At 60.4% G+C, this 17,291-nt stretch carries 15 protein-coding genes; 2 read left to right on the top strand and 13 right to left on the bottom strand.

From position 1 onward, the window contains the following. Window position 1 precedes the first annotated feature (1 nt). The 5 genes from ntrX to dusB form a co-directional block, all read right to left on the bottom strand. A complete protein-coding gene (gene ntrX / locus GNP00_RS13315; protein ID WP_011580954.1) occupies window positions 2–1,363 on the bottom strand; it encodes a nitrogen assimilation response regulator NtrX in 1,362 nt (453 codons plus the stop codon). Beyond that, window positions 1,353–3,644, bottom strand: a complete 2,292-nt coding sequence (locus GNP00_RS13310) for a sensor histidine kinase NtrY-like (protein ID WP_011580955.1) — start codon at window positions 3,642–3,644, stop codon at window positions 1,353–1,355. Before GNP00_RS13310 ends, ntrX begins: the two co-directional genes overlap by 11 nt. 98 nt (window positions 3,645–3,742) lie before the next feature. Beyond that, window positions 3,743–5,203, bottom strand: coding sequence for a nitrogen regulation protein NR(I) (ntrC, locus tag GNP00_RS13305; RefSeq protein ID WP_011580956.1), 1,461 nt, complete (start codon window positions 5,201–5,203; stop codon window positions 3,743–3,745). Beyond that, a complete protein-coding gene (locus GNP00_RS13300) occupies window positions 5,200–6,333 on the bottom strand; it encodes a two-component system sensor histidine kinase NtrB (protein WP_011580957.1) in 1,134 nt (377 codons plus the stop codon). The genes ntrC and GNP00_RS13300 overlap by 4 nt, the downstream gene beginning before the upstream one ends. Continuing rightward, window positions 6,330–7,394: a tRNA dihydrouridine synthase DusB gene (gene dusB, locus GNP00_RS13295; RefSeq protein ID WP_011580958.1), complete on the bottom strand. Its 1,065-nt coding sequence runs from the start codon at window positions 7,392–7,394 to the stop codon at window positions 6,330–6,332. The genes GNP00_RS13300 and dusB overlap by 4 nt, the downstream gene beginning before the upstream one ends. A gap of 84 nt (window positions 7,395–7,478) precedes the next feature. On the opposite strand from dusB, the gene GNP00_RS13290 reads away from it, so the two are divergent. Continuing rightward, window positions 7,479–8,705: a bifunctional 2-C-methyl-D-erythritol 4-phosphate cytidylyltransferase/2-C-methyl-D-erythritol 2,4-cyclodiphosphate synthase gene (locus tag GNP00_RS13290; RefSeq protein ID WP_011580959.1), complete on the top strand. Its 1,227-nt coding sequence runs from the start codon at window positions 7,479–7,481 to the stop codon at window positions 8,703–8,705. Between the two features lie 15 nt (window positions 8,706–8,720). After that, window positions 8,721–9,218: a CinA family protein gene (locus tag GNP00_RS13285; RefSeq protein WP_011580960.1), complete on the top strand. Its 498-nt coding sequence runs from the start codon at window positions 8,721–8,723 to the stop codon at window positions 9,216–9,218. Here the strand turns inward: GNP00_RS13285 and GNP00_RS13280 are convergent. The 8 genes from GNP00_RS13280 to pdhA form a co-directional block, all read right to left on the bottom strand. Next, a complete protein-coding gene (locus GNP00_RS13280) occupies window positions 9,200–9,655 on the bottom strand; it encodes a type II toxin-antitoxin system RatA family toxin (protein ID WP_011580961.1) in 456 nt (151 codons plus the stop codon). The genes GNP00_RS13285 and GNP00_RS13280 overlap by 19 nt on opposite strands. An 8-nt stretch (window positions 9,656–9,663) precedes the next feature. Next, window positions 9,664–10,680, bottom strand: coding sequence for a lipoyl synthase (gene lipA / locus GNP00_RS13275; RefSeq protein WP_343034345.1), 1,017 nt, complete (start codon window positions 10,678–10,680; stop codon window positions 9,664–9,666). 52 nt (window positions 10,681–10,732) lie between these two features. Next, on the bottom strand, window positions 10,733–10,987 hold the full coding sequence (locus GNP00_RS13270) for a GlsB/YeaQ/YmgE family stress response membrane protein (RefSeq protein ID WP_011580963.1): 255 nt from the start codon (window positions 10,985–10,987) through the stop codon (window positions 10,733–10,735). 70 nt (window positions 10,988–11,057) lie between these two features. Beyond that, entirely contained in the window at window positions 11,058–12,521 is a 1,464-nt protein-coding gene (gene lpdA / locus GNP00_RS13265; RefSeq protein ID WP_011580964.1) for a dihydrolipoyl dehydrogenase, read from the bottom strand. Between the two features lie 14 nt (window positions 12,522–12,535). Then, on the bottom strand, window positions 12,536–13,174 hold the full coding sequence (locus tag GNP00_RS13260; RefSeq protein WP_011580965.1) for an SGNH/GDSL hydrolase family protein: 639 nt from the start codon (window positions 13,172–13,174) through the stop codon (window positions 12,536–12,538). Between the two features lie 59 nt (window positions 13,175–13,233). Next, window positions 13,234–14,592 carry a pyruvate dehydrogenase complex dihydrolipoamide acetyltransferase gene (locus tag GNP00_RS13255; protein WP_011580966.1) on the bottom strand — a complete coding sequence of 453 codons (1,359 nt, stop codon included), beginning with the start codon at window positions 14,590–14,592 and terminating at the stop codon, window positions 13,234–13,236. A 13-nt stretch (window positions 14,593–14,605) separates the two neighbouring features. Further along, complete coding sequence (locus GNP00_RS13250) at window positions 14,606–16,006, bottom strand: pyruvate dehydrogenase complex E1 component subunit beta (protein ID WP_011580967.1); 1,401 nt, start codon at window positions 16,004–16,006, stop codon at window positions 14,606–14,608. Window positions 16,007–16,021: 15 nt separating this feature from the next. Next, on the bottom strand, window positions 16,022–17,104 hold the full coding sequence (gene pdhA, locus GNP00_RS13245; RefSeq protein WP_011580968.1) for a pyruvate dehydrogenase (acetyl-transferring) E1 component subunit alpha: 1,083 nt from the start codon (window positions 17,102–17,104) through the stop codon (window positions 16,022–16,024). Window positions 17,105–17,291: the final 187 nt, after the last annotated feature.

Here is a 17,291-nt window from a genome sequence, read left to right as displayed (position 1 = left end):
GTCAGACGCCCAGCGACTTCAGTTTCCTGTGCAGCGCCGAACGCTCCATCCCTATGAATTCGGCAGTACGAGAAATATTGCCGCCGAATCGATTGATCTGCGCAAGAAGATATTCCTTCTCGAACAGCTCACGGGCCTCACGCAAGGGCAGAGCCATGATATGCTGGTCCGATTGGGTGGGAACACGCGGCATCACGTCGCCAATTTCCGAAGGCAGGAGGTCGGCTGTGATCGGGTCATCACCGTCGTCGCCACGCGTCAGAATCATCAGCCGTTCGACATTGTTTCGCAGCTGACGGATATTGCCTGGCCAGTCATGCGCCTGGAGAACCGCCATGGCATCCTCGCCGAGCCGGCGCGACTTGATTCCCACCTGGCTTGTAATCTGCTGCATGAAATGATCGACAAGCAACGGAATGTCCTCGCGCCGTTCCGAAAGCGCGGGAACCGCGACGGGCACCACGGCCAGGCGATGGTAGAGATCCTCGCGGAACCGCCCTTCCTCGATCATGCGCTCCAGGTTGCGGGCCGTCGAGGAGATGATGCGTACATCGACCTTGACCCGCTTCGTACCCCCTACCCGCTCAAATTGCTGGTCAATGAGCACGCGCAGGATTTTTCCCTGCGTCTCGCGCGGCATGTCTGCAACCTCGTCGAGATAGAGCGTACCTCGATGAGCTTCTTCAAGCGCGCCAACCTTACGTTCCCCGCCATTCGATTCCGTTCCGAATAGTTCGATCTCCATGCGTTCCGGCGTGATGGAGGCGGCGTTCAAGGTCACGAAGGGAGCGCCGGCCCGGTTCGACAGGGCGTGGATCGCCCGCGCCGCCAGCTCCTTTCCCGAGCCTGAGGGACCGATCAGCATGACGCGGCTGTTGCTGGGCGCAATACGCTCGATCGTCTGGCGCAGATGATTGATCGCTGGCGAATTTCCGACAAGATCAAAGCTCTCGCCGCTGCGTTTCTTGAGGTCCAGCACCTCGCGGCGAAGTTTGGAAGTCTCGAGCGCGCGCTCGCAGATGAGGATCAGCCTGTCGGCCTTGAACGGCTTTTCAATGAAATCATAAGCGCCGCGCTTGATCGCAGAGACGGCGGTCTCGATGGTGCCATGCCCGGAAATCATCACCACCGGCAAATCGGGATGAATCTCCTTGATCTTATCGAGGAGCGCCAACCCGTCGAGGGTTGAGCCCTGAAGCCAGATATCAAGCAGAACCAGCCGCGGCACACGCTCTGCAATCGCTGCCAGTGCCGCATCGCTATTCCCCGCCGTTCGGGTTTCATGTCCTTCGTCGCTGAGGATTCCGGCGACCAATTCGCGAATGTCTTCCTCATCGTCGACGACTAGTATGTCAGACGCCATTGTCGACCTTTTCCGTCCTGTCTACCGAATTATCCGTCCCTGCCCCATTCCCCGCATCCGCTTGCGTGACCGGCAAGACCATCCGAATCATTGCTCCCACGCCCTCATGAAAGCTCTGCGGCGCATCGAGAAGCTCCAGCTTGCCGCCGTGGTCCTCGATAATCTTCTTCACGATGGCAAGTCCCAACCCTGTGCCCTTCTCGCGCGTGGTCATGTAGGGTTCCAGCAGCCTCTGCCGGTTTTCTCGCGGCAGGCCCTTGCCGTTGTCCATCACAAGCACCTCGATTGCATTTCCGATGTCGCGCGCGCAAACCCGGATCGCCCCTGGGCGCCTTTCCTCTTGAGGTACAGCATCAATAGCTTCCGCCGCGTTCTTGATAACATTGCCAAAAGCCTGACTCATCAGCCTGGTATCAAAACGCCCCACCAGCGGCACGCCGCCAAGGTCGTTCTCGATTTTGATGTCGGGCCGGCTCACCTCGATCAGGAAGGAAGCTTCACGAAGCGGCTCGCGAAGGTCCAGTCGCTTCATCTCGGGCTTCGGCATACGCGCGAAGGCAGAGAACTCGTCCACCATGCGACCGATATCACCGACCTGCCGGATAATGGTGTCCGTGCATTGGTCGAAAATGGCGCGGTCCTCCGTAATCACCTTCCCGAAGCGCCGACGGATGCGCTCGGCGGAAAGTTGAATCGGCGTCAACGGGTTCTTGATCTCATGCGCGATTCGTCGCGCCACGTCGGCCCAGGCAGTGGAACGCTGCGCTTGGACGAGGTCGGTAATGTCGTCCACGGTGACCACATAGGAACGCTGCTGGGTTTCACCGACCGCCTCCTCCGTCGTGATCTGGATATTGAAGGTGCGTTCCGCTCCCTGCCGATAGAAGGTCACCTGGTCCCGGTACACTTTCCTGCCGGTTGAGCGTCCGGTCTCGAAAACCGCGCCCAACTGAGGCAGCACGGCGGAAAGATTCTTCCCGATCGTTTTCTCGCCGTCGATCCCTAACATGGTCTCGGCCGAGCGGTTGACGATCGACACGGTCCCATTGGCGTTCACGCCGATAACGCCGGCCGTGACGCCCGAGAGCACCGCCTCCGTGAAGCGTCGGCGCTCGTCGATCATGTCGCGCGCCGAGATGAGCTGGTCGCGCTGCGTCTTGAGCTGGAGCGTCATCTTGTTGAAGGTGTCGCCAAGGGAGGCAACGTCACCATCGGAGCCGCGCACCGGCACAGCCACGTCCAGATTGCCCATCGAAACCGCATCTGCCGCTCCAATAAGCTGCCGGATCGGACGCACAATCCGGTCGGCCACGGCTATGCCCGTCCAGATGGCGGCGAGCACTATGGCAAGCGTAACGATCAGGTATAGCAGCGCAAAGGCAACCTGCGTACTGAAGCGGTTTGCCTCCAGGGAGCGATATTCCCCTGTATTGGCGGCCACAAGCCGCTGCGCCTTGATGACCTGCGGATCGAGTTCGCGCAGGGTATAGAGATAGGCGTCGGGGATATTATGAAGCTTTACGATGGCCGCGATTAGATTGCCGGGCGGCAGATCGAAAAGCACCGGCCGGCCATCGGCTGCCTGTCGCAAGGCCCCCTCGCGCGGCGTTGGAATTGCCATATCCGGAATGTCTGCGGCTATAATCGCCGATGCATCCTCGCGGATCAGCGCCGCCTGCGCGAGTCCCCGCCCGATTGTCTGCTGCGTAAGCAATTGCCGGAAGCCGTTGCGGTCAAGATTGTAGAGCGAGCGGGAGCGGTCGAGGTCGATCGCCATCGAAAGCGTCGTACCCTGCAGCGTGCCGGCGTTCTCGCGCACATAGGCATCCGCGATCGACAGCGACGAATTGACGATCACACGGGTCCGGAGCTCGAACCAGCGGTCAAGGCCAAGATCGAGCGTAATAGATGCGACCACCGCCACGAGGATCGCCGGGATCGCCGCCACCAGCGAGAACATGGCGACGATACGCACATGCAGCCGCGCTGCAGCCTTGCCGCCGCGCCGCGCGGCGTAGATCCGGTGTGCTTCGCGACCAATCAGGCCAAGGAGGATGAGAATGAAGGCGGCATTGATGCCGATCAGGACCAGAGTCGTACGCGCATCCGGCGTGATGTAGGGCTGAAGAAGGCCAAGCAGCACGGCAAAGGAGATGGCAGCCGTCACCAGTGCCCCTGCCGTGGCAATGATGCCGGGCAGCGCCATCAGGCGGCGACCGTCGTTGGATGCGCCTGTCTGATAAGAGGCTTTGCCAGCCGTTATGGGCGCCCCTCTGTTCATCCCTATCCCACCTGCAGAGTCTTTGCGTTGCAGATATGCAACGCAATGTGGCGATTTTGCAACGAGCTTGTTGCTGCGCCTAAAGCTGTGGTCTCAATTCAGGGGTTTTTGGCCGTCCGATAGATATCGACGCTAAGATCGCGGATCTTCTTGCGCAGTGTGTTGCGGTTGACCCCAAGCAGTTCGGCCGCCCGGATCTGATTGCCATGGGTGGCAGCGAGAGCCGCAAGGATCAGTGGATACTCCACCTCGGCCAGAATGCGGTGGTAGAGGCCCGGCGGCGGAAGCGCTGAACCGAAGCCTCGGAAATAGCGCTGCAGATATTGTTCCACGGATTGCCCAAGTGGCAGGTCCTGCCCCGCTCCATCATTCAAAGGCGAATTGGCGGCCGGCATCCCACCATGAAGCTCGCCCAGTATGATTTCCTCGGAGATCTCGTCCTGGGGGTATAGCGCGGCCAACCGGCGCACTAGGTTTTCCAGTTCGCGCACATTGCCGGGCCATGGATATTTCATCATGGCGTCGACCCCGCCCGTGGCGATGCGCTTGGGCTGGAGTCCTTCCCGTTCCGCTTGTGCAAAGAAATGACGCACCAGATCGGGTATATCCTCCGACCTTTCGCGCAACGGCGGCAGCCGCAGCGGGACGACATTCAGGCGGTAGAAGAGATCTTCACGAAAAAGCCCCTGATTGATAAGCGCGCGCAAATCCTTGTTCGTGGCAGCAACGATTCGCACATCGGTCTTGATCGGCGTGCGTCCGCCCACCGTGGTGTATTCGCCCTGCTGGAGCACTCGCAGGAGCCGCGTTTGGGCCTCCATGGGCATATCGCCGATTTCATCGAGGAAAAGCGTGCCACCTTCAGCTTGCTCGAAGCGACCGGAAGAGCGCTGCTGCGCGCCCGTGAAAGCCCCTTTCTCGTGGCCGAAGAGTTCCGACTCGATCAGGTCCCGGGGTATGGCCGCCATGTTGATAGCGACGAAGGGGCCGTTACGGCGGCGGCCGAATTCATGTAGAGCCCGCGCGACGAGTTCCTTGCCAGTCCCCGATTCGCCGGTGATCATGACGGTGAGATCCGTCTGCATCATGCGGGCAAGCATGCGGTAGATATCCTGCATGGCCGGCGAGCGGCCGATGAGCGGCATCGCTTCCGGCGTATCGTTCGTCCGCGTCTCGACTGCCTTGCTGCGCGGCTCTGCCAGAGCCCGACCGACTATGCCCAGAAGCTCCGTCAAATCGAAGGGCTTGGGCAGGTATTCGTAAGCGCCTGCCTCCGACGCACGAATCGCAGTCATGAAGGTGTTCTGTGCGCTCATGACGATGACCGGCAGGTCCGGCCTCGCTTTTCGGATGCGCGGAAGCATGTCGAAGGCATTTTCGTCCGGCATCACCACATCGGTAATGACTAGATCCCCCTCGCCCGCGGCAACCCAGCGCCAAAGCGTCGCGGCATTCGACGTCACGCGGACCTGGTGCCCCACGCGCGACAGCGCCTGATTGAGGACCGTGCGAATGGCCGCGTCGTCATCGGCCACCAGAATGTTGCCTTGTGCGCTCATGCCTTCGCATCCGTTTTCTTCCGCCGGCCCGCCACCAACGACGGCGGATCGCCACGCCACGCCGGCATGAGCACACGGAAAGTCGTTCCGCGTGAGGACGAATCGCATTCGATCACGCCGCCATGCGCTCCGACGATTTTTGCGACCAACGCCAATCCCAGCCCGGAGCCGTTCGGCTTCGTGGTGATGAACGGGTCGAAAATAATCGCCTGAATGTCTTCGGGGACGCCCGGACCGTTGTCATGGACGCAGAATTCCATCGGCAGGGAGACCCGTTCACGCGTTCCGGGCACGGAAAAGCGGATGCCGGGCCGGAAGGCAGTGGAGAGCTTGATTTCGCCAGTTGAAGCGTTTCCAATAGCTTCCGAGGCATTCTTGATGAGGTTTAAGAAGACCTGAACAAGTTGGCCCCTATTGGCAAAAATGGGCGGAAGCGAGGGGTCGTACTCTTCGATTATGTTGATGTGCCTGGCGAAGCCGTTCTTGGCGATCGCCTTCACATGATCAAGCACGACGTGGATATTCACCGGCTCGCGGTCGACGGGACGCTCGTCAGAAAACTCCTCCATGCGATCGACAAGCGCGACGATCCTGTCCGTCTCCTCGGTGATCAGGCGTGCCAGCGCACGGTCCTCATCTGAAACCACATGTTCGAGGAGCTGCGCCGCACCGCGTATCCCGGAAAGTGGGTTTTTGATTTCATGGGCCAGCATGGCGGCAAGCCCTGTGACGGACCGGGCAGCGCCCCGATGGGTCATCTGCCGGTCGATCTTTTCCGCCATTGACCGTTCCTGGAACATGATGACTGCCGAGCCTGGAAGCTCTGAAACGGGCGCCACATAGATATCGACGATCTTGTCCGGTCCGAGACGGGGCGAGGAGATTTCGACGCGATATTCATTGAAGGGCGCGCGTCGCTCGCGCACTTGCTCGACGAGCGTCAGCAGCGGGCTGCCGAACGGTACGAAATCGGCAAGTTGGTGGCGCGCAAGCATCGTGGCGCTCAGCCGAAAGAAATTCTCCGCCTCCGCATTGGCGAAGGTGAAAAAGCCGTTCTCGTCTACCATCACCACCGGGTGACCGATGGAATCGATGGCGAGTTGCGCCACGCCGGACGTTTTAGCGTTCATGCGGCTAGCCCTTGCACGAGACCCGGTTGAGAAAATATCCCGCCAATAAGGTGGAGCACCTTAGAAGGGTCCGTTTCCGTCATAATCGAGCGCCGCAAAGCGGGATCAGGGGCTGAATGACGGTCCAGATACCATCCGATATGCTTTCTTGCGTGGCGCGTTCCCTGCCCCGTGCCGTAATGCGAAAGCATATCCACGTAATGCGCCGCAACATAATCTGCCATCTCGGCCGTACCGGCCGGTACGCCAGGCGCCGCACTGCCGTCTGCGGCATGCGCCAGCGCGCCGGCCTTCCACGGCGCGCCGTAATGCGCCCGGCCGATCATCACGGCGTCAGCGCCTGATTGGGTGAGCATAGTCGCAGCCTCCAACGGTCCTTCGCCATCCCCATTGGCGACGACCGGGATGGAGACCGCCTGCTTGACCTCCGCTATCGCTTTCCAATTTGCCTGACCGGTATAGAACTGGCAGCGCGTGCGCCCATGAACCGTCACCATCGCCACGCCGGCGGCTTCAGCCCGGCGAGCAAGCTCGGGCGCGTTGAGGCACGCATCATCCCAGCCAAGCCGCATCTTGACTGTCACCGGCACATCCACGGCTTTTACCACCGCCTCGATCAGCGACAGTGCGTGATCGGGCTCGCGCATGAGAGCGGAGCCGGAATAGCCGCCCGTCACTTTCTTGGCCGGACAGCCCATATTGATGTCGACGATGTCCGCACCCTCGTCCACGGCGATGCGCGCCGCCTCGGCCATCCAGCGCGCTTCGCGACCGGCGATCTGAACCATGTGGACGTCGATATCGGGCCGGCGGATGCGCCTTGCACTCTCCGCCCTGCCCTTCGCCAGCTCACCGCTGGCCACCATCTCGGATACGACCAACCCGGCGCCATGCGCATAAGCGCGCATGCGAAACGGCAGATCCGTCACACCGGACATAGGCGCCAGGAACACGCGGTTCCGCAGCCGGACCGCGCCGACCTGAAGCGGTTGGGAAAGGATTTGCAGCGCACTGTTGCTCAAGAATAAGGCATCCTTGCTGAATGCCCATTTGTTAGACATTTCGTGCGTGTTGCGCAATAGCTGCGTTGTAATGGCAGAGAATCCGGTAGCTTTTCAACCTTGCCGCAATTATGCGTCTTCGGCATGAACGCACCTTTTGAAAAGGATAGGCGCAACCGTCGAGTTGCCGTTGTGGTGGTTGCTGCAGGGCGCGGCGAGCGGGCCGGCCAGGCCCAGAACGGCCCGAAACAATACCGGCTGATTGGCGGCAAGCCTGTCATCCGCCACACACTTGAAGTCTTGGCGAAGAGCAAACGCGTCGGCACAATCGCCGTTGCCGTCCATCCAGAGGATAGCTCCCTCTTCAACCAGGCACGCGAAGGACTGGATGGCGATATCCGCGCCGTTCATGGCGGAGCCTCACGGCAGGAATCGACGCGGCTTGCGCTTGCCGCGCTCGAAGAGGTGAAGCCTGATATCGTGCTTATCCATGACGGCGTAAGGCCATTCATCGATGAAGCATTGATTGAGCGCGTCATAGAGGCCGTGGGTGAGGACAGCGGTGCCCTTCCCGCACTTCCGGTGTCCGACACGCTGAAACGTTCGGGTGTGAACGGCATCATAACGGGCACCGTGCCGCGCGACGGTCTGTTTGCCGCTCAGACTCCTCAAGGCTTCCCTTTTCGCCCGATCTATGAGGCACACCAGAAAGCTTGGCAGTCCGGCCGTTCGGATTTCACGGACGATGCAGCTATCGCTGAATGGGCAGGCATTTCGGTCCGCCTTGTCAGCGGCTCGCCGGACAATGTGAAGCTCACATGGGCCAAGGATATTGCTCTGGCCGACCAAAGGTTAGGACCCGCCATGACGGAGTTGCCGGATATCCGGGTAGGCAATGGATATGATGTGCATGGGTTCGGTCCGGGTGGCCATGTAACTCTGTGCGGTGTTCAAATCCCTCACGGCAAAACCCTGATGGGTCATTCCGATGCGGATGTGGGTCTGCACGCCCTTACAGATGCGCTGCTCGCCACCTGTGGGGCCGGCGATATAGGCACCCACTTTCCGCCCTCGGACCCGCAATGGAAAGGCGCAAAATCCCGCATTTTTGTCGAACACGCGGTCAATCTCCTACGTGCGCGCGGCGGGCGCATCGCCAATGCTGATGTCACGCTCATTTGCGAGGCGCCGCGCATCGGGCCTTATCGCGAGGCCATGCTGGCGGAACTTTCGGATATGTTGCAGATTTCGCCGGAGCGCGTTTCCGTCAAGGCGACTACCAATGAGGGGCTCGGTTTCATTGGCCGGGCCGAGGGGATCGCGGCGATCGCCACGGCTACGGTCGCCTACCCTGGCTCCCTGGGAAACTGATCGGCGGAGCTTTCGATGGAAGATAGCGAAGAACTGGCACGGGAGGTTCTACGCGTTTTCGAAGAGCGCGACTTGAAGCTCGCCACCGCCGAATCCTGCACGGGCGGCTTGGTAAGCGCCGCCTTAACGGACATTGCGGGTTCCTCCAAAATCTTTGAGCGCGGATTCGTTACCTATTCGAACGAGGCGAAGGCCGAAATGCTGGACGTTTCCAGCGAAACCCTCGCTGCTTTCGGCGCCGTTTCGGCCGAAACGGCGCGCGAGATGGCAGCGGGCGCACTCGCCCATTCGAATGCCGATATTGCCGTTTCGATAACAGGTGTTGCGGGACCCGGGGGCGGCACGCCTGAAAAGCCCGTGGGCCTCGTGTGGTTCGCAGTCGCGACGAAAGACACCCGCGCGACAGCGGAAAAGCGGGAGTTTGCCGATCTCGGCCGCGCCGCAATCCGCCGCGAGAGCGTTATCACTGCGCTGCGGCTTCTCCTCGCTGCGGCTCAGGCCATGCGGCCGTAAATCTGGTCGGCGCGACGCTCGAACGCTTCGGAGAACATGCGGAAAGCGCGGTCGAACATCGCTCCCATCAAGATGCCGAGCATGCGGCTCTTGAATTCATATTCTATGAAGAAATGCACATCCGTCTGATTTTCGCCAGCGGGATCGAAACGCCAGTGGTTCTGCAGGAAGCGAAACGGCCCGTCGATATAACGCACATCGATGGTGCTTTCCGCGGGCTTCAGCACGACTTGGCTCGTAAAGGTTTCGCGGATGGCCTTGTAGCCAACGGTCATGTCGGCCACCAATATGGTTATTCCGTCGCGTTCCTTTCGCGAACGCACCGTCAGCGCCTCGCACATCGGCAGGAATTCGGGATAGCTTTCCACATCCGCCACCAGGGCGAACATCTGATCGGGTGGATGACTGACCCTTCGAACCGTCTCGTGCTTGGGCATTAAGCGTCTTAAGCCGTCTTCGCCAGGGAGAGCCGTGCCTCGCGCGCGGCGCGCAAGCGCTCGAAATCCTCGCCCGCATGGTGCGAAGATCGCGTGAGCGGGCTGGAGGAAGCCATTAGAAAGCCCTTGGTGTAGGCGATGGTCTCGTAGGATTTGAACTCTTCCGGCGTCACGAACTTCTTCACTGGGTGGTGCTTTTTAGTGGGCTGGAGATACTGCCCGATTGTGATGAAATCGACATCCGCCGAGCGCAGGTCATCCATCAGCTGAAGCACCTCGTTTCGCTCCTCGCCAAGCCCGACCATAATTCCGGATTTCGTAAAGATCGAAGGATCGATCTCCTTCACCCTCTGTAAGAGCCGGATGGAATGGAAGTAGCGGGCGCCAGGGCGCACCGTCAGGTATTTCGAGGGGACTGTCTCCAGATTGTGGTTGAAGACATCTGGTTTGGCGGCCACGACCAACTCCAAAGCGCCGTCCTTGCGCAGGAAGTCCGGCGTCAGGATCTCGATGGTGGTCTGCGGCGTCGCCGCACGGATCGCTTGGATCACGTCGGCAAAATGCTGCGCGCCCCCGTCATTCAGATCGTCCCGGTCGACGGAGGTGATGACGACGTGGTTCAGCCCCATCTCGCGGACAGCTTTCGCCACGTTGGCGGGCTCGTTCGGATCGAGCGGGCCGGGAATGCCCGTCGCGACATTACAGAAGGCGCAGGCACGGGTGCAGATCTCACCCATGATCATGAAGGTCGCGTGCTTCTTGTCCCAGCATTCGCCGATATTGGGACAGCCCGCCTCCTCGCAGACCGTGACAAGCTTGTTGGTCTTCACGATCTCGCGCGTTTCCAAATAGCCCCTGGAGGTAGGCGCTTTGACACGGATCCAGTCCGGCTTGCGCAGAACTTCCTGATCGGGCCGATGCGCCTTCTCGGGATGGCGCGGGCGCGGCTTGGAGACGGTGTCGAGGACGGTGACCATATTGTCTACTTTCTGTTCGCCGGTCTCATATAAGCGTTTCCGACGGATACGAAAGACCCGCCTGCTGTTCCGCAGGCGGGCGCATTTTTTAACGGCAGTGTCAGGAACGGCCGCGAATCAGCCGGTAAAGCCAGATCAGGATGCACGCGCCGATAATGGCGACGACGAGCTGTCCGATAACACCACCGAAAGTATAACCAAGAACTGCCACAAGAATAGCATTAAGGATGACGGCGCCCAGAATGCCGATGATAATATTTGCCAGAATTCCGGTATTCGTCTTCATAATCATTTCGGCTATCCAACCCGCAAGGCCGCCGACAATAATTGTCAAAATCCAACCAAGACCCTCCATACGAAGTCTCCCTGCTTTGGTTTCGGATCAATCATCCAAGTAAAGCTGGCCCGGCTGCCCGGTCCCGCCCTTAAGCGTTCAACGACCGACCATACGCGTCGAGCACGCTCTCTTTCATCATCTCCGAAAGCGTAGGATGAGGGAAGATGGTGTGCATAAGTTCTTCTTCGGTGGTTTCCAGGTTCATCGCGACAACAAAGCCCTGGATGAGCTCCGTTACTTCGGCGCCAACCATGTGCGCGCCAAGAAGCTCGCCGGTTTTCTTGTCGAGAATCGTCTTGATGAAACCTTGATCTTCGCCAAGTGCGATTGCTTTGCCATTGGCGCCGAATTGAAAGCGGCCGACACGAATGTCGCGACCCGCCTCCTTCGCCTTTTCTTCCGTCAAGCCGACAGACGCCACCTGCGGCTGGCAATAGGTGCAGCCCGGAATCTTGCTCTTGTCGAGCGCATGCACACCGGGCACGCCGGCGATCTTCTCAACGCAGATCACCCCTTCATGCTCGGCCTTGTGGGCAAGCATCGGCGGCCCCGCCACATCGCCGATCGCATAAATGCCGGGCACATTCGTTCGCCCGTAGCCATCGACCGCGACCGTCCCGCGTTCGACCTTCACGCCAAGCGCTTCCAGGCCCAAATTCTCGACATTGCCCTGCACGCCCACCGCGGAAATGAGCCGGTCGGCAGTGATTTTTTCCACCTTCCCGTCCTTCATTTCCACATGGGCAGTAATCTGGTTTGCCCCTTTCTCCACCTTCGTGACCTTGGCCTCGACGTGGAATTTCATGCCCTGCTTCTCAAGCTGACGGCGGGCGAATTTGGAAACCTCGGCATCTTCAACCGGCAAGATCTGCGGCAAGAGCTCGATCACGGTCACGTCCGCGCCCATGGTGCGGTAGAAGCTGGCGAACTCGATACCGATGGCGCCGGAGCCCATGACGATGAGCGATTTCGGCATTTCCTTCGGCACCATCGCCTCGAAATAGGTCCAGATGAGCTTGCCGTCCGGCTCGATACCGGGCAGCACGCGCGGCCGGGCGCCCGTGGCCAGGATGATGTGCTTGGCCTTGTAGGTCCCCTCGCCCAGGGTGTTCTTCGGCGCCGGGTGCTGCGGCTCCATCGCCTTCTTTGACGGTTTGGAAACCACGATCTCGCCCGGCTCATTCGCCTTCGCGGCCTTGCTTATCTTTGCCTCGCCCCAGATGACGTCGACCTTGTTCTTCTTCATCAGAAAGCCAACGCCGGTGTTGAGACGTGCCGAGACCTTACGGGAACGGTCGACCACAGCAGCCGTATCGGGCGCGATCGAGCCATCGAGCTTCAGGCCGTAATCCTTGGCGTGCTGCGCGTAGTGGAGGATTTCCGCCGATCGCAGCAACGCCTTTGTGGGAATGCAACCCCAGTTGAGGCAGATGCCCCCCAGATGTTCGCGTTCAACGATCGCGGTCTTTAAGCCCAGTTGCGCCGACCGCACGGCGGTCACATACCCCCCTGGCCCGGAGCCGATGATGATGACGTCATAGCTTTCAGCCACGCAAAACTCCTTAATCACAATCCAAGCGCTTGGCGGACCACCGGCTCCAGGCCGGCACCAATGGCGCGCGTGTTTTCAGCATCGAGGTGAATACCGTCGAGCGGTGTCGTGCGGGCCACAGTGCCTGCATCGAAGAAGGCGCATCCGGTTTGCTGGGCCAGCGCGGCATAAAGCGGCGCGAGCTTTTGCGATTCAGCCATGCCACCTTCAAAAATTTCCGCGAAATCGCTGTTTTCGGTAGCGCACAGCGGCGGCGGCGCCACGAGAAGAATCGACGGTACCTTATAATTGAAGGAATAAGGCTGCCCGCGGATGATCTGGACGATCCGCTCCATCCCCTGCTTGGCGCCGATAGCGCGCCCGCAAACGAACGATTTCATGTCGTTCGTCCCGAGCATGACGATAACGAGGTCAAGCGGTGAATGGGTCGCAAGAAGCGTCGGCAGGATGCGCGCACCGTTCCGGTCCGCACCAGCGACCCAGTCGTCAAACGCAGTTGTGCGGCCGCAAAGCCCCTCGGCGATCACCCGCGCACTGCTACCGAGGCGGCCTTGCAGTACGGAGGGCCATCGATCCTCATAAGCATGCCGTGAGGGTCCGACGGCATCATAGCCCCAAGTGAGGGAGTCACCGTAACAAAGGATGGTCTTCATACGAGCAACCTCGTTATCTCCTCCAGACCCCGCATTCCCGAAGAACGGCAGGCAAAGACCTAGACGAGCATTCCGAAGGGATTCTCAATCAGCCGTTTGAAGGCGGTAAGCAGTTCAGCTCCGAGCGCCCCATCCACCGCGCGGTGGTCTGTCGAGAGCGTGACTGACATCACCGTGGCAATCTTGATCTCTCCGTTCCTGACCACAGGCCGCTCCTCGCCCGCGCCGATCGCAAGGATTGTCGCATGTGGCGGATTGATCACTGCCGCGAAATCCTTGATGCCGAACATGCCCAGGTTGGAAATGGCCGATGTGCCCCCCTGATACTCTTCCGGTTTGAGCTTGCGGTTGCGGGCGCGAGCGGCCAAATCCTTCATCTCGTTGGAGATAACTGACAGCGTCTTCTCATCGGCCCTTTTTACAATGGGCGTGATCAACCCTCCGGGAATAGAGACCGCGACCCCGACATCGGCGTGCTTGTGCTTGATCATCGCGCTCTCGGTCCAGGACGCATTTGCCTCCGGCACCGCTTTCAGCGCCAACGCCCAAGCCTTGATGATCAGGTCGTTGACCGAGAGCTTGTATGCGGGCTTTTCGCCGGCCTCCGCCTTCACCATGGGCGCGGCGTCGTTGAGCTGCTTGCGGAGCGCCAGAAGGGCATCGATCTCGCAGTCGAGCGTGAGATAAAAATGCGGGATGGTGCTTTTCGCCTCGACCAGCCTGCGCGCGATGGTCTTGCGCATGCCGTCATGCGGCACGAGCTCGTAAGAGCCTTCCTCGAACAGTTTAAGCACCGCTTCGTCCGACATGGGCTTGGGAGCCGGAGCTGGCCCTTCGGGCGCCGCCGCGGCAGGCTTTGCAGTTCCGCCGCTGATCGCAGCCTCCACATCCGCTCTCACCACGCGTCCGCGCGGGCCGGAACCGGATATGGCCGACAGATCAATGCCGGCATCCTTGGCGATGCGGCGGGCAAGCGGCGAGGCAAAAACGCGGCCGTCCTTATCGGCGGAGGGTTGTGGGGCGGCCGGTTTAGCGGCAGGCGCAGGCCGGTTCTCCGCTTCTTCCGGCTGCTTAGACGCGGAAGGCGTCGCCTCGGGCTTTGCCTCCGGTTTGGGTTCGGGAGCCGCCGCCGCGCCACCGTTTCCGCTCGCCTTCGCCGCTTGAGCCGCGTCCTCACCCTCACCGGCGAGAATGGCGATCAGCGCATTCACCTTCACGCCCTGTGTGCCCTCGGGCACGACGATCTTGGCCACGGTGCCCTCGTCAACGGCTTCCACTTCCATCGTCGCCTTGTCGGTCTCGATCTCGGCGATCACATCGCCGGGCGAAACGCTGTCCCCCTCCTTAACCAGCCACTTGGCAAGATTGCCCTCTTCCATGGTGGGCGAGAGGGCCGGCATGGTGATCTGGATCGGCATGGCTTACTCCTCCTCAGGCCCGGTAGGTGACGGCTTTCACCGCCTCGACCACTTCCACCACGCTCGGCAAAGCGAGCTTCTCCAGATTGGCCGCATAGGGCATCGGCACATCCTTGCCTGCTATGGTGATGATCGGCGCATCCAGATAATCGAAAGCGCGCTGCATCACCTTGGAAGCGATGTGGTCGCCGACGGAGGATTGCGGGAAACCTTCTTCGATGGTCACGAGCCTGTTTGTTTTCTTCACCGATTCAACGACGGTATCGAGATCCATGGGCCGGATGGTCCTCAGGTCGATGATCTCGACATCGATGCCCATTCCCCGCAGTTCCTCCTCGGCTTTGATGGCGTAGGTCATGCCGATGCCGAAAGAGACGATCGTTACATCCCGGCCCTGCTTATGAATCCGCGCTTTGCCAATAGGCAGCACGAAATCATCGAGCTTCGGTACCTGGAAACTCTGGCCGTAGAGGATCTCGTTTTCGAGGAAGATCACCGGATTTGGATCGCGAATCGCAGCCTTCAGCAGGCCCTTTGCATCTGCCGCGGTATAGGGCATCACGACCTTCAGGCCGGGAATGTGACTGTACCAGGCGGCATAATCCTGGCTGTGCTGGGCGGCCACGCGCGCCGCCGCGCCATTCGGTCCGCGGAAGACGATCGGCGCTCCCATCTGCCCGCCCGCCATATAGAGCGTCTTGGCAGCCGAGTTGACGATCTGGTCCATCGCCTGCATGGCGAAATTGAAAGTCATGAACTCGACAATGGGCTTCAACCCGGCAAAAGCCGCGCCGATGCCAACTCCAGCGAAACCATGCTCCGTAATGGGCGTGTCGATCACGCGCTTGGCGCCGAATTCCTGCAACAGGCCCTGGGTCACCTTGTAGGCGCCCTGGTATTCGGCAACTTCCTCACCCATGATCAAGACATCAGCATCGCGCCGCATTTCCTCGGCCATGGCATCGCGCAGCGCCTCGCGCACGGTCATTTCGACCATCTCCGTACCCTCCGGGATATCCGGATCGGAGGGCATGGGCTGCGTGGCTGCCTTCGGCGTGGCGGCGGGCCTGGGAAAGCCTTCCGCCTGCTGGTCGGCATGAACTTCGGCCGGGGCCTGGGCGCGGGCTGGGGGCGGCGTGACCGCATCCTTGCCGAGATCGTCGGCGCTCTCGCCATCGGCGAGCAGTATGGCAATTGGCGTATTGACTCGCACGCCCTGCGCGCCCTCTTCAACGAGGATCTTGCCGAGCGTGCCTTCGTCAACGGCTTCCACTTCCATGGTTGCCTTGTCGGTCTCGATCTCGGCGATCACGTCTCCCGGGGCAACTTTATCGCCTTCCTTCTTCACCCATTTTGAGAGGTTGCCCTCTTCCATGGTCGGAGAGAGAGCGGGCATGAGTATCTGCGTGGGCATAGGTACACTCCCCCCTTAGATCAGGATATCGGTATAGAGCTCGGACGGATCCGGCTCGGGATCGGATTGCGCGAAATCGGCCGCATCGGCGACGATGTCGCGCACCTCCTTGTCCACGGCCTTCAAGTCGTCTTCGCTTGCCCACTTCTTGTCCAGAAGGCGCTTGCGCACCTGCTCGATGGGATCATGCTCCGAGCGCATCTTCTGCACTTCGTCCTTCGAGCGGTACTTGGCCGGGTCGGACATCGAATGTCCGCGATAACGATAGGTCTGCATTTCCAGGATGATCGGCCCCTTGCCCGAACGGCACCATTCGACGGCCATATCGCCGGCGGCCTTCACCGCGCGCACATCCATTCCGTCCACCTGGACGCCGGGTATTTTGAAAGACAGGCCGCGATGCGCGAAGTTGGTTTCCGCGGAAGAGCGGGATACAGCCGTCCCCATGGCGTAGCGGTTGTTTTCAATGATGTAGATGACCGGCAGCTTCCAGAGCGAGGCCATATTGAAGCTCTCATAGACCTGCCCCTGATTGGCCGCGCCATCGCCGAAATAGGTGAGCGAAACGCTGTCATTGCCGCGATAGCGGTTGGCAAGCGCTATACCCGTTCCAAGCGGGACCTGCGCGCCGACGATGCCATGGCCTCCGAAGAAATTTTTCTCCTTGGAGAACATGTGCATCGAGCCGCCCTTGCCCCTGGAATAACCGCTTCGCCGGCCGGTTAGCTCGGCCATCACGCCGCGCGGGTCCATGCCGGTGGCAAGCATATGCCCGTGATCACGGTAGCCGGTGATCACCTGGTCGCCTTCCTTCATCGCCATCTGCATGCCGATGACGACCGCTTCCTGACCGATATAGAGGTGACAGAAGCCACCGATAAAGCCCATTCCGTAGAGTTGACCGGCCTTCTCCTCGAAGCGCCGGATGAGCAGCATCTCGCGGAACGAGGAAAGTTCCTGCTCCTTCGTGAATTCTTCCGGCTTCGGTATATCGAGAACCGGAGTGTCGTTCAGCATCGGGATGGTTTTCTTGGCGGGTCTGGTTCCCGCCCTTGCAGGCGCCGGTTTGGCAGAGGTCTTGGTGGCGGCTCTCGCCATCTGTTTCGCTCCCTAGATCGTCTTGACAACACGCCGCCCGCTCGGGTTCGACATATTGCCGCAGGACATCCATGTAGTCCATGGCGGGAGTGCAGCGCTGCGGCTAACCCCTCCCCTGGCGGATTGGAAGCTATCAGAACATAACACCCTGCGCCACGCGATTTATGCATGGCTGCTATGCTATCTA

This window comes from Chelativorans multitrophicus (genome assembly GCF_011317445.1).
In the GTDB taxonomy this organism is placed as follows: Bacteria; Pseudomonadota; Alphaproteobacteria; order Rhizobiales; family Rhizobiaceae; genus Chelativorans; species Chelativorans multitrophicus.
Note: the sequence above shows the minus strand (reverse complement) of the source record. Positions and strands in the feature narration are given on the sequence as shown.

What these genes read in the sequence shown, in the direction of transcription:
- GNP00_RS13255 (WP_011580966.1), bottom strand. Translation starts at nt 14,592, where the DNA reads ATGCCGATCCAGATCACCATGCCGGCCCTCTCGCCCACCATGGAAGAG.
- GNP00_RS13285 (WP_011580960.1), top strand. Translation starts at nt 8,721, where the DNA reads ATGGAAGATAGCGAAGAACTGGCACGGGAGGTTCTACGCGTTTTCGAA.
- ntrX (WP_011580954.1), bottom strand. Translation starts at nt 1,363, where the DNA reads ATGGCGTCTGACATACTAGTCGTCGACGATGAGGAAGACATTCGCGAA.
- GNP00_RS13310 (WP_011580955.1), bottom strand. Translation starts at nt 3,644, where the DNA reads ATGAACAGAGGGGCGCCCATAACGGCTGGCAAAGCCTCTTATCAGACA.
- GNP00_RS13300 (WP_011580957.1), bottom strand. Translation starts at nt 6,333, where the DNA reads ATGAACGCTAAAACGTCCGGCGTGGCGCAACTCGCCATCGATTCCATC.
- ntrC (WP_011580956.1), bottom strand. Translation starts at nt 5,203, where the DNA reads ATGAGCGCACAAGGCAACATTCTGGTGGCCGATGACGACGCGGCCATT.
- dusB (WP_011580958.1), bottom strand. Translation starts at nt 7,394, where the DNA reads ATGTCTAACAAATGGGCATTCAGCAAGGATGCCTTATTCTTGAGCAAC.
- pdhA (WP_011580968.1), bottom strand. Translation starts at nt 17,104, where the DNA reads ATGGCGAGAGCCGCCACCAAGACCTCTGCCAAACCGGCGCCTGCAAGG.
- GNP00_RS13280 (WP_011580961.1), bottom strand. Translation starts at nt 9,655, where the DNA reads ATGCCCAAGCACGAGACGGTTCGAAGGGTCAGTCATCCACCCGATCAG.
- GNP00_RS13260 (WP_011580965.1), bottom strand. Translation starts at nt 13,174, where the DNA reads ATGAAGACCATCCTTTGTTACGGTGACTCCCTCACTTGGGGCTATGAT.
- GNP00_RS13250 (WP_011580967.1), bottom strand. Translation starts at nt 16,006, where the DNA reads ATGCCCACGCAGATACTCATGCCCGCTCTCTCTCCGACCATGGAAGAG.
- GNP00_RS13270 (WP_011580963.1), bottom strand. Translation starts at nt 10,987, where the DNA reads ATGGAGGGTCTTGGTTGGATTTTGACAATTATTGTCGGCGGCCTTGCG.
- GNP00_RS13290 (WP_011580959.1), top strand. Translation starts at nt 7,479, where the DNA reads ATGAACGCACCTTTTGAAAAGGATAGGCGCAACCGTCGAGTTGCCGTT.